Genomic DNA, 13,312 nt, shown 5'->3' on the forward strand with positions numbered 1-13,312 from the left:
AAGGAGTCGCTCCATGACCCTGCGTGCCCGGCAACGTTGTCATGCCGCTCTCACCGGCCTCGTCGCCCTCGCCTCCGCCGTCGTCCTGAGCACCGCGGCACCCGCCCAGGCCGCCGACACCTGGACGGAGGTCGGCTCCGACCGGGCCGACCCGCTCACCGAGAGCCAGGGTCTGACCTCCGTCGAGGTCCCGGCCAACAGCCCGAATCGCTACACCGGCATCGGCACCATCCCCGTCTCCGTCAGCAGCCGCGGCTGGAACCACGTGGGTGACCCCGACGCCTCGTACAACGGCTACTACATCGAGCCGTACCAGGCGGACTCGGGCACCGCGAAGATGTTCCGGGTGCAGGCGCCGAACGGCACCTGGTCCGAGTACGTCCACACGCTCGGCTCGGGGGAGGCGCTGAACAACTCCTTCGCCGCCGTCTCGCCCGGCGGCCAGTGGATGGTCTCCGGCGAGTGGGGCACCATGACCCGCCTGCTGGTCCACCCCACGCCCGGCGTCAACCCGAGCACGTCCCCCTCGGCGAACCTGCCGTGGACCTCCAGCATCCGGCTCGACCACGCCGTACGCGATGTGCAGGGCTGCGACTTCCTGACGGCCACGACCCTGCTGTGCGCCTCCGACGACCCGGCGGGCACCCTCTTCGGCATGACCAAGCCGCTGCTCCAGATCGACCTGTCCGCGGAGCCCGGCTCGTCCGACGTGACCGGCCATGTCACCGCCCTGCGCCAGCTCCCGCTGCGCAGCTCCTGCTCCGGCGAGTTCGAGACGGAGGGCATCGACTACGACCGCCGTACCGGCACCCTCCGGGTGATCGTCATCTCGCCGGGATTCTGTGTGCTGACCGACAGCAAGACGTACCGGTTCACCCGGAGCTGAGGCGCGCGCGGCACGGCTCCGCCGGTAGTGCTCCGGCTCACGTGGTGCTTTTCTTGGGGTTGGGTCCGGTTCCGCGGGCTACCCGTGGCACCGCGGTGTGGCCACGAGAGGAGCGATCACGATGGATCGTGAACGACTGCACGAGGAGCCCGTGTCCGTCGAGATCAGCGGATGCAGCAAGGAAGACGCCCGGATCGTGTTCGACGCGCTGAACCAGTGCTTCGAGTCCGACCGGGGACCCGAAGACGTGCCGCAGCAGCTCCACGAGACCCGCCCCATGGTGTGGCTCGGCACGTTCGAGGTGACGGACGCGCAGGAGTGCGCGCCCCCCGCCCGGCTCTCGTCGACCGTCGAGGCCGACGCGCAGGGCGGCTACTGGGCCATCGAACGGCTCCGCACGACGCTGGACTCCCTGTTCACGGTGCACGACCTCACCTCGGCCTCGGGTGACCAGGAGCGGGAGCTGCACGTGGTGCTCAGGAGCCGTCCCGGCCTGTGACGGCCGAGTCCGGCAAGGGCGGGCTCGGTCAAGGTGAATCCGGCCCGGGCGAACCCAGCAGGCCGAGAACGGCGCGCCGGTAGACGGCGTGGACGACGGGCAGGTCCTCCAGGCAGGCCCGCTCGTCCACGCCGTGCAGGCCCGCGTAGCGCACCCCGAAGCCCGCCGTGGCCGGGATGCCCCGGCCCGCGAGCAGATTGCCGATGTTCGACGGGCCGGCCGTCTTCGGGCGCACGGTGAGGCCCTCCCCGGAGGCCGCTTCCAGCAGCGCGGCCGCGGGCTGCCGGCCCTCGCCGAGCCGGTACGGCGGCCAGGACGCCACCGGCGTGATCGCGGTCGGCCGGGGCGCGGGCAGGCGCAGGTCGAGTTCCCGCACCGCCGCGCCGACCAGCCGCTCGGCGGCGCGAGCGTCGAAGCCGGGGGTGGTGCGGATGTCGACGCCCAGTTCGCACCGGTCAGGCACGACCGAGAAGCCCTGGCCGCCGTGGCAGAAGGTCACCGTCAGCTTCGGCGGCAGCGGGAACTCGCCCTCGGCTCCCGGAAGTTCGGCCTCCTCCAGGAGTCGTACGAGCTGTGCCGCGCGTGAGACCGCTCCCGGCGCCGTACGCCGGGAGCCCGAGTGGCCGGAGGCCGCGTGCACCGCGATCGTGGCCCGCCACAGTCCGCGCCCGCCGACCACGACCTCGTCGAGCCCCGGGTAGCCGATCAGCACGCCGGCCGGCCGGATCGCCCGTGCGTCGGCCAGGTAGGCGCGGGCCCCGCCGAAGGTGCCGGTGTGCTCGTCGGCGTCGAGGAGCACCGCGAGGCCGCCGGACAGGTCGTCGGCCCGGCCGTGCAGCTCGGCGGCGATGCCGCAGAACATCGCCGCGGCGAGCTTGGAGTCCGCCGCGCCCCTGCCGAGCAGCCAGCCGTCGACGACCTCGCCGCAGTCCGGAGGGAAGGACCACGCACCCTCGTCGCCGTAGGGCGCGGTGTCGACGCAGGCGTCCAGGGCCCACCAGGGGCCGGGTCGGCCGCCCGCGACCTCGATCAGCAGGCCGACCGTGACGCCCTCGCCGTCGTGCAGGCGGCGGTACGGCAGTCCCCGCCCCGTCAGCCAGTCCTCCAGGACGCCGATGACGGGGCCGTAGCTGTCGATCCCGGCACGGCTGGGGCAGCGGACCAGCCGCTGGGCGAGGTCGATCACATCGGCGTATGCGGTCATGGGGGCCACTGTGCCCGACGGCGACCGGTGTCGGCGGCGGACCGTCGCCCGCCGAGGGCAGTGGCCCGTGTCACCCTCCCTCGGTTGTGCAACTAGTTGCATAAACGTCGCGCGGTCCTCTACAACTACGTCAGGTACGACACCGCGACGGAGGACCCGATGAGCCGCTACCCGCACCTGCTGAGCCCGCTGGACCTGGGCTTCACCACGCTGCCCAACCGCGTCCTCATGGGCTCCATGCACGTCGGCCTGGAGGAGGCCGAGCGCGGCTTCGAGCGCATGGCGGCCTTCTACGCCGAACGGGCCCGCGGGGGAGTGGGCCTGATCGTCACCGGCGGCATCGCCCCCAACGACGAGGGCCGGCCCTATGAGGGCGGCGCCAAGCTCACCACGGACTCGGAGGCCGAGCAGCACCGGGTCATCACCGACGCCGTGCACCGCGAGGGCGGCCGGATCGCCATGCAGATCCTGCACTTCGGCCGGTACGCCTACCACCAGGACCTCGTCGCGCCGAGCCCGCTCCAGGCACCGATCAGCCCCTTCCCGCCGCGCGAGCTGACCGACGCCGACGTCGAGCGGACCATCGACGACTACGCGCGCGCCGCCCGTCTCGCCCGGCAGGCCGGGTACGACGGCGTGGAGATCATGGGCTCCGAGGGCTACCTGATCAACGAGTTCATCGCCACGCAGACCAACCACCGCACCGACCGCTGGGGCGGCTCGTACGAGAACCGCATGCGCTTCCCGGTCGAGATCGTCCGGCGGGTGCGCGAGGCCGTCGGCGAGGACTTCATCATCGTCTACCGGCTGTCCATGCTGGACCTCGTCCCGGGCGGGTCCACGCTGGACGAGGTGATCACGCTCGCGAAGGCGATCGAGGCCGCCGGTGCGACGATCATCAACACCGGCATCGGCTGGCACGAGGCGCGCATCCCGACCATCGCCACCTCCGTGCCGCGCGGCGCGTACACCTGGGTCACCAAGCGGCTGATGGGTGAGGTGTCGGTCCCGCTCGTCACCACGAACCGCATCAACACCCCCGAACTCGCCGAGGAGTTGCTGGCGGACGGTTGCGCGGACATGGTGTCAATGGCCCGCCCGATGCTCGCCGACCCCGACTTCGTCGCCAAGGCCGCCGCCGGGAAACCGGAGGCGATCAACACCTGCATCGGCTGCAACCAGGCCTGCCTCGACCACACCTTCAGCGGCAAGATCACATCCTGCCTGGTCAACCCGCGCGCCTGTCACGAGACCGAGCTGACGCTGTCCCCGACCCGTCTGCGCAAGCGCGTCGCGGTCGTCGGCGCCGGACCGGCCGGACTCGCCTGTGCCGTGAGTGCCGCCGAACGAGGCCACGAGGTCACGCTGTTCGACGCCGCGAGCGAGGTCGGCGGCCAGCTGAACGTCGCCCGCAAGGTCCCCGGCAAGCAGGAGTTCGACGAGACCCTGCGCTACTACCGCCACCAGCTCGACTGGCAGGACGTGAACGTACGGCTGAACACCTGGGTGTCGGCCGAGGACCTCACGGACTACGACGAGGTGGTGGTCGCCACCGGCGTCACCCCCCGCACCCCCGACATCCCCGGCGTCGACCATCCGAGTGTCGTGGGCTATCTCGACGTCCTGCGCGAGGAAGCCCCCGTCGGCCGGCGCGTCGCCGTCCTCGGCGCGGGCGGCATCGGGTTCGACGTAGCCGAGTTCCTCACCGACGGCGGCGAGAAGGCGAGCGAGGACCCCGCGACGTACTTCCGCCAGTGGGGCGTCGACATGGACTACACGGCCCCCGGCGGCCTCGCCGCACCCGAGCGGCCCGCCCCGCCGCGCACCGTCCACCTGCTCCAGCGCAAGACCAGCAAGGTCGGCGCCGGCCTCGGCAAGACCACCGGCTGGATCCACCGCACCGAGCTCAAGCACCGGGGCGTCACCATGGTCCCGGGCGTGCGCTACGACCGTATCGACGACGCCGGACTGCACGTCACCGTCGGCGAGGAGAGCACCGTCCTCCCCGTCGACACCATCGTGCTGTGCACCGGACAGGAGCCGCGTCGCGACCTGTACGAGGCACTGCTCGCCGCGGGCCGCAGCGCGCACCTCATCGGCGGCGCCGACGTGGCCGCCGAACTGGACGCCAAGCGGGCCATCAAGCAGGGCACCGAGCTGGCGGCGAGCCTCTAGGGCGCCCGAGCGCGTCCCTAGGATGACCGCATGTCACTCCCGCACGCGATCCTCACCGCCCTGCTCGAGAAGCCGTCGTCAGGGCTGGAGCTGACCCGCCGCTTCGACAAGTCGATCGGCTACTTCTGGTCGGCGACGCATCAGCAGATCTATCGCGAGCTGGGGAAACTGGAGGCCGAGGGCTTCATCCGGACCCTGCCGTCGCAGCAGCCGGCCCGGGGGCAGAAGAAGAGCTACGAGGTCCTGCCCGCGGGCCGCGCCGAACTGGCCCGCTGGACGGGCACGTCCCAGGACCCCCGGCCGCACCGCGACACGCTGCTGTTGCGGATGCGCGCCGCGGCGGTCGTGGGCACCGAGGGCATCGAGGCGGACCTGCGCCGCCATCTCGACCTGCACCGGCGGCAGTTGACCGAGTACGAGGAGATCGAGAAGCGCGACTTCCCGCCCGGCAGGGACAGCTCCCAGGACCGGCTGCGGCACCTGGTGCTGCGCGCGGGCCTGGATCTGGAGACCTTCTGGATCCAGTGGCTCACGCGCGCGCTGGACGAGTTCGCGGAGTTGCCGGGACACGAGACGGCTTGAGCTCCGGGGGCCTGTCCGGTGCTTGAGCTCCGGGCCGCCCTGCGGCTGCCGCCGCTCGACGCGCCGGCCTCAGAGCCGGTACGGCTTCGACTTGCGCCGCAGGTACCAGGCCGTGCCTCCCACCGCCGTGGCGACCAGCACCCCGCCGCCCACCAGCGACAGGGTGCCGAAGTCGCTGGAGGATCCGCCCACACCGCCCATGACACCGCGCGACGGCGAGGCCGTGGCGGAGATCGTGCGGGTGGGGGTGGCCCCCGAGACGACGACGGACTGGGTGCCAGCGGTGGTGCCGTTGGAGCACACGACGATGACCGTGTAGGTGCCCGGACTCACGTTCGCCCAGGCGGCCGACTGAAGCGCGGCCGTCCCCGACAGGGAGACCTGGCGGCCCTGCGCGAAGTTCGCCTGCCGGCTGTTGAGCAGCGAGGCGTTGCCCCAGCTGCCGTTGACGTTGGTGCACGCGCGGGTCGTGACGGAGACCGTGGACCCGGTGGTGCTCACGGAGATCCCCGACTGCGCGGCGGCCGGGACGACGGCCGCGAGGAAGGGAAGTGAGGCGGCTGCCACGGTCAGGCCCGAGCGGAGGAAGAGCGATGAGTTGCGCATGTGGATGCCCTCCGGCGGCACGGTCGGCGGTACGTCCGTTGCGCCGCCGAGGGTCGGGAACGCCCGTGCTGCCTCAGGGGTAGCCAACGCGCCCCGGAGCCGTCCCGCATGCGGGCACCCCCCGGACAGGTGACTCCCTGCTGCATCCGGGGGACTTCGGGCCGGCGGTCAGCCCGATCGCCGCTCGCGCGGCGGCACCCAAGTGGTCAGCCCGCTCGCCGCTCGCGCGACCGCTCGCAGGTGGTCAGCCCGATCTCCGCTATTGCGCCCGCTCGCCGTCGGTCAGTCCTGCTCGCCGGTCGTCACGGTCCGCTCGGCCGAGAAGCCGCCCCAGGTGCCGTCCGGCAACCGCCCCCGGATCCGGACCCGGTGGCTCACCCCGCTCTCCGGGCCCAGGTAGAAGCTGTACGTGGCCTTGTCGCGGGGTGCGCTCCCGCCGTACACGAGCGAGGTCGCGGCACGGCCGTCGAGCTGGACCTGGTACTCCGTGACGATGCCGTCCGTGCGCGGCGGCACCCAGCTCAGATCGAGGTGGTAGGCCCCGTCCGCGCGATGGGTCGAGGCGCGGAAACCGGTCGGCGCGGTGCCGCGCCCGTCGTCGGTGCCGGGGGTCGTGACGGGGACGGCCGCCGTGGCCGGGGAGAGGTTGTCGGCCGCGTCGCGGGCCCGGACGGTGAAGGAGTAGCGAGTGCCCGGCCTGAGCCCGGTGACCACGGTCGCCGTCTGGTTCCCGCCCACGCTGTGGATCTTCGCCTCGCCCTGGTAGATGTCGTAGGACACCACGTCCCGGTCGTCCGTCGACCGCGACCACGACAGCTGGACGGCCCGGCTGCCGACCGCACGGCCGTCCGCCTTCCCGGGGCGCGTCGGGGCGGACCGGTCGGCGGCCACGGCCCGGGGAGTCGTCGCCCGGACCTGCTTGCTCGGCGGGCCGAGACGGCCGTCGGTGTCCCGGGCCCGCACGGTGAACGCGTACGTGGTCGCGGGCTTGAGCATGGTGACATCCACCATGTGGGCCGAGCCCGGTACTTCCTTGACCTTTGTGGGGCCCCGATACACCTCGTAGACCTGGATGTCGCGTTCGGCAGAGACCGCGTTCCACATGACGTGCACGCTGGTCGCGCTGCCGGCGTCGGCCGTGACACCCGTGGGCGCCCCGGGCAGCCGTCCGCCGCCCTCTCCGTCCGCGGCGCCCCAGGCGCAGGAGGAGAGCAGCAGCGCGAGTGCCGTACAGACGACGGCGGACAGGAGAACGGGAACGCGTCGCACGACTGTGCCTCCCGGGGGCGGCCTCGCGGCAATGGTCCGGACCAATATGACGCGGATGACGCGATCACATCAAGAGGGCGGGTCGGAGACGGGTGGGCCGCCGGTGACCGGTCGGCCGTCGGTGACTTCCCGGACGTTGGTGAGCCGCCCGGCTGATTACGTATGCTGAAGTTCCTCGCGGCGAACTCTTCTTGGGGGAGGGGCAGTTCGTGCCGCCCGGCGCGGGCCGCTGTCGTCGCTGATCCGGCGCCGGACGCGGGTGGCCGGGAGGCCGGGTCCGATGCGGGCCCAGGCCCCCGGCCCCTGGCGGAGCTCCGCGGAGCGGATGACGTGTCGCCCGGATGTGCGTCGTACGGACGCCTGTGGTGGCAGCATGATCGAAACCCCGGCAGATTGAGCTGGGTGTTCGTCAGGACCTGATGAGCGTTCGTCAGTACCCGATGAGTGTTCGCCAGTGCCCGATGAGTATGCGTCCCTGTCTCCGGCGAGAGGTCCCCCTGTCGTGCGTCTACAGTCGCTGACGCTGGCCGCGGCAGGTGCCGCCCTGCTTGCCCCGACGGCACCACCCGCCGACTCGCACGCCCTGCCGAACGGGCCCGAGGTGCGCCGTGAGGCCGACGTCAGCGCCGCTGACCTGCTGTCGAAGGTGAGCGCGTGCAAGGCCGTGTCCCAGGGGCGCTTTCGCAGCGACAGCGGTGCGTCGGCGACCATCCCGGTCTGCGGGACGCCCGACGTGGTGTTCTGGAAGGCCGACATGGACATCGACTGCGACGGTCAGCCCACCGAGCGCTGCAACAGCAGTACCGATCCGTACTTCTCCGACACGACGGCCTTCCAGCAGTCCGACGGCCGCCAACTGAGCGCCGAGCATCTCCCGTACATCGTCGTCCCCACCCCGAGCGGCATCTGGGACTACCGTGCCCACGGTGTCCGTGGCGGCTCGGTCGCCGCCGTGGTGTACGGGGACCGGGTGCAGTACGCGGTCGTCGGCGATGTCGGGCCGAGCGACATCATCGGCGAAGCGTCGTACGCCACCGCCGAGGCCCTGGGCATCCCGCCGGATCCGCGCACCGGTGGCACGGCCTCCGGTGTCACCTACATCGTCTTCAAGGACTCGCGGGTGACGCCGATCGAGGACCCCGAGGCGGCGGTGGCGGCGGGGGAGCGGCTGGCGAGGGAATTCGTCGGCGGTGGGTGAGGTGGTGGCCTGACACCGCTTGCCCAGGCCTGGTGGGCGGGACTCGTCCAGGCACGGGCAAGCGAGGCTCGTTGAGGTGCGGGCGAGCGGGATTCACGCAGGCCGGGTAAGCGGAATTGGCGCAGGCCGGGCAAGCGGCCCGCATAGCCTCCTGAGGGGGCGTCAGACCGCCGACCAGCCGTCGTCGACGGGCAGGATCGCGCCGTTGATGTTGCTCGCGTCGTCCGAGGCCAGGAACACGATGGCGGCCGCCTGCTCCTCGGGCTCGGCCAGCGTGCCGACGTTGACGAAGTGCGGCCCGATGGTCGCCGGTCCGTGCGCGTCCTGCGCGGCGTCCACGACGATGCCGGTCCGAGTGCCGCCGGGGGCGATGGCGTTCGCCCGTATCTCCTGCTTGCGGTACATCACCGCGAGGGACTTGGTCAGGCCCACCACCCCGTGCTTCGACGCGGTGTAGGCCGCGCCCGCCGCGCTGCCGCGCAGACCGGCCTCGGACGCCGTGTTCACGACGGCCCCGCGGCCCGCCGCCAGCATGTGCGGCAGCACGGCGCGGGTGAGCAGGAACGGGGCGGTGAGATTGACCCGGACGACCCGCTCCCACTCGGCGTCGGAGACGTCCGCCAGTGCCGACATCCGGTCCATGATCCCGGCGTTGTTGACCAGGACGTCCACGCCGCCGAAGCTCCGTACGGCGGTGTCGACCACCTGGTCGACGACGGCCTGCTCGCTCAGGTCGCCCACCACCGCGACCGCGGCGCCGCCGGACTGCTCGATCTCCTTGACGACCTCCTGCGCGCCCTCCGCGTTCAGGTCGGCCACCACCACCTTGGCCCCCCGCTCGGCGAAGGCCAGGGCCGCCGCGCGCCCGATGCCCGAGCCCGCCCCGGTGACGATCACGCTGCGTCCGTCCAGTCCGCCGCTCATGAGGTTCTCCCATCCGTGGGTCCGAAGGCGGTGTTCGAACGCGCCCGGGGTCACCCTAGCGACTTTATGTCTCTGAGTGACATAAAGTCTTCGTGGAGAATTCCGGGAGAGCGATCAGCGCCGGCCGGAAGGGACACCATGAGCACAACCCGTGGACGCACGAGCCGCCCGACGGGCCGGCCGCCGCTGACCGACGAGCGCAAGGCCGAGATCCGGCTGGAGATCGCGCGGGCCGCGGTGGACCTGTTCGTCACCCAGGGCGTGACGGCGACGACGGGCGAGCAGATCGGAGCCGCGGTCGGCGTCTCGGCACGTACCGTGTGGCGCTACTTCCCCAGCAAGGAGAGCTGCGTCCGGCCGTTGTTCTCGGCCGGGATCGACATGATCGCCGACTGTCTGCGCCGGTGGCGCCCCGGGCAGCCCGTGGCCGAGCTCTTCGACCAGGAACTCGCCGACGAGGACCACCTCCTCGCCGGCCCCGACCGCGCGACCGTCGGCGCGCTGGTCCGCCTGACCCGCACCGAACCCGGCCTGCGCGCGATCTGGCTCCAGACCTACGACGAGGCCGAGCCGGCGTTCGCCCGTGCCCTCGCCGAACGGGCCGGTCTGTCCGCCGACGATCTGCGTCCGACGATCCAGGCGGCGATCTTCAACGCGGCCCTGCGCGCCGCGGTCGAGCACTACGCGTGGCACACCGCGGGCATCGACGCCGACCGGGACACGGCACAGACCGAACTGGCGGCGACACTGCGCTCGGCGCTGACGGTCGTGGGGGAGGGAGTCGTGTAGGGGGCGGCTTCTAGGGAGGGTTGCCGGTCTCGACGCCGTCTCGTTCGCGCTCGCGGAGGTACGTCTCCAACTCCGCTGCTCCGATCAGCAACGCCCGTCCCCGGGCCGACAACCGGCCCTGCCAGTCGTGCAACGTGGCCTCCAGCGGCTCCAGCCCGCCGGCGGTCCGCACCTGGGCGATCAGCGGGGCGATCTGTTCCAACAGATAGCCGCCCCGCCGGAGTTGGTGGGCCAGCCGGGCGTCACGTACGTCGGCCTCGTCGTAGACGCGGTACCCGGTGTGCGGGTCGCGGCCGGGGCGGACCAGTCCGGCGCGCTCCCACTTGCGCAACGTCGCCGGCCGGACTCCGAGCCTCCCCGCCAGCGGACCGATGAACGTGCCGCCGGACCCGGCTGCCGCAGCCGGTTCGGACCCGGCGTCGGACTCGGGTGCCGTGAGAGGTCCCAGGTCACGGAGCGCGTTCTCCACGGCCTGGAGGGTCCGCCGGTCGTCGAGCAACTCGGCGTGGCTCTCGTCGATGATCCGGAACGCCTCGTCGGCCGCGCCCCGGTTCACCGCACACATGATCGCCGTCGCCGTCCGGTGGCCATGGCCCGGCAACAGGGCGAGGAACGCGCGCAGGGCCACCGCGTGCACAGGGGTGTAGGTGCGGTAGCCGGAAGGGGTGCGGGCGGCGGGCGGGAGGATGCCGGCCTCCTCGTAGTTCCGGATCGCCTGCGTGGACAGATCATGTCCGCGCGCCAGATCAACCGGCCTGAGCCGCACGCCCCTTTGAAGGTTCTGCCCCATGAAGCCGACGATATCGCGGAAAAGTTTCCACCGGAGGTTCAACGATACCGTTGAAGGCATGCCGACCCACATCAAGGACACCACCCATGCCGTCGAGGCCGCCGCCCTCATGAGGCTGCTGCCGACCCGGCCCCGGCTGCTGGGCCTGGGCGAGCCCACCCACGGCGAGGGCACGCTGCTCGAACTGCGCAACGAGCTGTTCCGGCAGCTTGTCGAGGAGGAGGGCTATCGGACGATCGCGATCGAGAGCGACTGCCTCATGGGTCTGGTCGTGGACGACTACGTCACCTCGGGCACGGGCACTCTCGACGAGGTCATGGAGCGCGGATTCAGCCACGGCTGGGGCGTCCACGCGGCCAACCGCGAGCTCGTGCGCTGGATGCGCGCCCACAACGACGGCCGGCCGCCGTCCGAGCGACTCCGCTTCGCCGGCTTCGACGGCCCGCTGGAGATCACCGCCGCCGCGAGCCCCCGCCAGGCCCTCACCGAACTCCACGACTACCTCTCGACATGGACGCGGGCGGACCTGCTCCCCTGCACCGCCGAGACGCTCGACCGTCTGCTCGGCGCCGACGAGCGGTGGACCGAGCCCGCCGCGATGATGGACCCGGCGCAGTCCGTCGGGCGGTCGGCCGACGCCCTGCAACTGCGGCTGGTGGCCGATGAATTGGTGGCGCTGCTCGAAGCGCAAACACCGCACCTGCTCACGACGACCTCGCGCGACGACTGGGACCGGGCGCGCCTCTACGGGCGCACGGCGATCGGCCTGCTGCGCTACCACCACGGGATGGCCGACGGTTCACCGGCCCGCATGAGCCGGCTGACCGGCGTACGGGACCAGATGATGGCCGACAACCTCCTCGCCCTGGCCGCTCGGGGCCCGGCGCTGGTCCACGCCCACAACGCCCATCTCCAGCGGCAGAAGAGCTCGATGCGGATGGGCGCGACGCGCGTCGAGTGGTGGAGCGCCGGCGCGCTCGTCGACGCCCGACTGGGTCCGGAGTACGCCTTCGTGGCGACGGCCCTCGGCACCATCCGGCACCGGGGAGTGGACACACCGCCCTCGGACACCGTCGAAGGACTGCTGTACGCACTTCCGCAGGACCGCTGCGTCATCGACGCCCGGCAACTGGCCGCCGCCCTCGGCGACCGACTGCCCGAGCCTCGGGTGTCCCCCTGGTTCGGCTACGCCCCGCTCGATCCGGCACATCTGCCTGACAGCGACGGCATGGTGTTCGTGAAGGACGTCCTGGAGAGCTAGTGCCGCCGACGGCGCCCGGCACTTGAGGCGCGCCACCCGCGCGTGGCGCGCCTCAAGCCGCGGGCTCAGGGGCCGGCGGGTCACACCTTGCGATACGTGTACGCCTCCGAGGCCGCCGCCTCCACCGCCGCGAGGTCGGCTCCCGCCGAGGCCGTGACGACCGCCGCCACCGCGCCCTCGACGAACGGGGCGTCCACGAGGCGTGTGCCCTCCGGGAGTTCGTCCCCTTCGGCGAGCAGGGCCTTCACGGTGAGGACCGCGCTGCCGAGGTCGGTGAGGACGGCGACCCCGGCGCCACGGTCCACGGACGCGGCCGCCGCGGCGATCAGTTCGGCACTGGTGCCGAGCTCGCCGCCCTCGGTGCCGCCCGCCGGGGCCACCGGAACCGCCGTACCGCCGCCCGCCAGCCCACGCGCCAGCTCCGCCACGGACGCGGCGACCTCCGCGCTGTGCGAGACCAGCACGATGCCGACCACCTTGTCGTCACTCACCGTTCGCCTCCGCAAGGCCCGCGATCAGCAGCGCCGAGGACGTGGCACCCGGATCCTGGTGCCCGATGCTGCGCTCCCCGAGATAACTCGCCCGCCCCTTGCGGGCCTGCAACGGCGTCGTCGCCAGCGCGCCCTCCTCGGCGGCGGCCCGGGCCGCGCCGAAACCGTCACCGAGCGCGTCCACGGCCGGCGCCAAGGCGTCGATCATGGTCTTGTCGCCCGGCGCCGCGCCACCGAGCGTCATGACCGCGTCCACCCCGGCCCGCAGCGCCTGGGCGAACTCGTCCTCGCTGACCTCCCCGGCATCCCCGAGTGCCTTGCCGGTCCGGCGCAGCAGCGTCCCGTACAAGGGGCCGGACGCCCCACCGACCGTCGAGATGAGCTGCCGTCCGGCGAGCGTCAGGACCGCGCCGGGTGTCTGCGGCGCCTCCTTCTCCAACGCCTGCATGACGGCGGTGAACCCGCGCTGGAGGTTGCTGCCGTGGTCGGCGTCCCCGATGGGCGAGTCGAGAGCGGTGAGCCGTTTCGCCTCACGGTCGACGGACGCGGCGGTGGCCGTCATCCAACGGCGGAAGAAATCGGCGTCGAGCACTGGATCTCCTTGCGTGGCAGGTGCGTTGTGGTCGTCCGGCTCCGGA

General features: G+C 72.2%; 14 protein-coding genes. 7 read left to right on the plus strand and 7 right to left on the minus strand.

Annotation, left to right across the window (positions count from 1 at the left end; genetic code table 11):
• Positions 1-13 precede the first annotated feature (13 nt).
• Positions 14-886: a hypothetical protein gene (locus ACIQWG_RS03640; protein WP_404089771.1), complete on the plus strand. Its 873-nt coding sequence runs from the start codon at positions 14-16 to the stop codon at positions 884-886.
• Between the two features lie 121 nt (positions 887-1,007).
• Positions 1,008-1,385, plus strand: a complete 378-nt coding sequence (locus ACIQWG_RS03645; protein WP_404089773.1) for a hypothetical protein — start codon at positions 1,008-1,010, stop codon at positions 1,383-1,385.
• Positions 1,386-1,413: 28 nt separating this feature from the next.
• Here the strand turns inward: ACIQWG_RS03645 and ACIQWG_RS03650 are convergent, their stop codons facing one another.
• The gene (locus ACIQWG_RS03650; RefSeq protein WP_404089775.1) at positions 1,414-2,589 is read right to left on the minus strand and encodes a M20 family metallopeptidase; all 1,176 of its coding nucleotides are present in this window, start codon (positions 2,587-2,589) and stop codon (positions 1,414-1,416) included.
• A gap of 159 nt (positions 2,590-2,748) precedes the next feature.
• Here ACIQWG_RS03650 and ACIQWG_RS03655 point away from each other — a divergent pair, with 159 nt between their 5' ends.
• A complete protein-coding gene (locus tag ACIQWG_RS03655; RefSeq protein WP_404089777.1) occupies positions 2,749-4,764 on the plus strand; it encodes an FAD-dependent oxidoreductase in 2,016 nt (671 codons plus the stop codon).
• Positions 4,765-4,794: 30 nt separating this feature from the next.
• A complete protein-coding gene (locus ACIQWG_RS03660) occupies positions 4,795-5,346 on the plus strand; it encodes a PadR family transcriptional regulator (RefSeq protein WP_404089779.1) in 552 nt (183 codons plus the stop codon).
• 69 nt (positions 5,347-5,415) lie between these two features.
• Here ACIQWG_RS03660 and ACIQWG_RS03665 read toward each other — a convergent pair whose 3' ends face one another.
• The gene (locus tag ACIQWG_RS03665) at positions 5,416-5,952 is read right to left on the minus strand and encodes a hypothetical protein (RefSeq protein ID WP_404089781.1); all 537 of its coding nucleotides are present in this window, start codon (positions 5,950-5,952) and stop codon (positions 5,416-5,418) included.
• 282 nt (positions 5,953-6,234) lie between these two features.
• The gene (locus tag ACIQWG_RS03670; protein WP_404089783.1) at positions 6,235-7,221 is read right to left on the minus strand and encodes a fibronectin type III domain-containing protein; all 987 of its coding nucleotides are present in this window, start codon (positions 7,219-7,221) and stop codon (positions 6,235-6,237) included.
• A gap of 502 nt (positions 7,222-7,723) precedes the next feature.
• Between ACIQWG_RS03670 and ACIQWG_RS03675 the strand changes: the two genes are divergently transcribed.
• A complete protein-coding gene (locus ACIQWG_RS03675; protein WP_404089785.1) occupies positions 7,724-8,419 on the plus strand; it encodes a glycoside hydrolase family 75 protein in 696 nt (231 codons plus the stop codon).
• Positions 8,420-8,581: 162 nt separating this feature from the next.
• Here ACIQWG_RS03675 and ACIQWG_RS03680 read toward each other — a convergent pair whose 3' ends face one another.
• Positions 8,582-9,343, minus strand: coding sequence for an SDR family NAD(P)-dependent oxidoreductase (locus ACIQWG_RS03680; protein ID WP_404089787.1), 762 nt, complete (start codon positions 9,341-9,343; stop codon positions 8,582-8,584).
• 138 nt (positions 9,344-9,481) lie between these two features.
• On the opposite strand from ACIQWG_RS03680, the gene ACIQWG_RS03685 reads away from it, so the two are divergent.
• The gene (locus tag ACIQWG_RS03685; protein WP_404089789.1) at positions 9,482-10,132 is read left to right on the plus strand and encodes a TetR/AcrR family transcriptional regulator; all 651 of its coding nucleotides are present in this window, start codon (positions 9,482-9,484) and stop codon (positions 10,130-10,132) included.
• Positions 10,133-10,142: 10 nt separating this feature from the next.
• Here the strand turns inward: ACIQWG_RS03685 and ACIQWG_RS03690 are convergent, their stop codons facing one another.
• On the minus strand, positions 10,143-10,922 hold the full coding sequence (locus ACIQWG_RS03690; protein WP_404089791.1) for a MerR family transcriptional regulator: 780 nt from the start codon (positions 10,920-10,922) through the stop codon (positions 10,143-10,145).
• 58 nt (positions 10,923-10,980) lie between these two features.
• On the opposite strand from ACIQWG_RS03690, the gene ACIQWG_RS03695 reads away from it, so the two are divergent.
• Positions 10,981-12,183 carry an erythromycin esterase family protein gene (locus ACIQWG_RS03695; protein WP_404089793.1) on the plus strand — a complete coding sequence of 401 codons (1,203 nt, stop codon included), beginning with the start codon at positions 10,981-10,983 and terminating at the stop codon, positions 12,181-12,183.
• 80 nt (positions 12,184-12,263) lie between these two features.
• Here ACIQWG_RS03695 and ACIQWG_RS03700 read toward each other — a convergent pair whose 3' ends face one another.
• A complete protein-coding gene (locus tag ACIQWG_RS03700; protein ID WP_404089795.1) occupies positions 12,264-12,674 on the minus strand; it encodes a PTS-dependent dihydroxyacetone kinase phosphotransferase subunit DhaM in 411 nt (136 codons plus the stop codon).
• The gene (gene dhaL, locus ACIQWG_RS03705) at positions 12,667-13,266 is read right to left on the minus strand and encodes a dihydroxyacetone kinase subunit DhaL (protein ID WP_404089797.1); all 600 of its coding nucleotides are present in this window, start codon (positions 13,264-13,266) and stop codon (positions 12,667-12,669) included. Before dhaL ends, ACIQWG_RS03700 begins: the two co-directional genes overlap by 8 nt.
• Positions 13,267-13,312: the final 46 nt, after the last annotated feature.

It is taken from the genome of Streptomyces sp. NPDC098781 (assembly GCF_044759995.1).
Taxonomy (GTDB): Bacteria; Actinomycetota; Actinomycetes; order Streptomycetales; family Streptomycetaceae; genus Streptomyces.

Excerpts from the sequence above, each read along its gene's own strand:
- ACIQWG_RS03640 (WP_404089771.1), top strand. The coding sequence starts at position 14 with ATGACCCTGCGTGCCCGGCAACGTTGTCATGCCGCTCTCACCGGCCTC.
- ACIQWG_RS03645 (WP_404089773.1), top strand. The coding sequence starts at position 1,008 with ATGGATCGTGAACGACTGCACGAGGAGCCCGTGTCCGTCGAGATCAGC.
- ACIQWG_RS03650 (WP_404089775.1), bottom strand. The coding sequence starts at position 2,589 with ATGACCGCATACGCCGATGTGATCGACCTCGCCCAGCGGCTGGTCCGC.
- ACIQWG_RS03655 (WP_404089777.1), top strand. The coding sequence starts at position 2,749 with ATGAGCCGCTACCCGCACCTGCTGAGCCCGCTGGACCTGGGCTTCACC.
- ACIQWG_RS03660 (WP_404089779.1), top strand. The coding sequence starts at position 4,795 with ATGTCACTCCCGCACGCGATCCTCACCGCCCTGCTCGAGAAGCCGTCG.
- ACIQWG_RS03665 (WP_404089781.1), bottom strand. The coding sequence starts at position 5,952 with ATGCGCAACTCATCGCTCTTCCTCCGCTCGGGCCTGACCGTGGCAGCC.
- ACIQWG_RS03680 (WP_404089787.1), bottom strand. The coding sequence starts at position 9,343 with ATGAGCGGCGGACTGGACGGACGCAGCGTGATCGTCACCGGGGCGGGC.
- ACIQWG_RS03685 (WP_404089789.1), top strand. The coding sequence starts at position 9,482 with ATGAGCACAACCCGTGGACGCACGAGCCGCCCGACGGGCCGGCCGCCG.
- ACIQWG_RS03690 (WP_404089791.1), bottom strand. The coding sequence starts at position 10,922 with ATGGGGCAGAACCTTCAAAGGGGCGTGCGGCTCAGGCCGGTTGATCTG.
- ACIQWG_RS03695 (WP_404089793.1), top strand. The coding sequence starts at position 10,981 with ATGCCGACCCACATCAAGGACACCACCCATGCCGTCGAGGCCGCCGCC.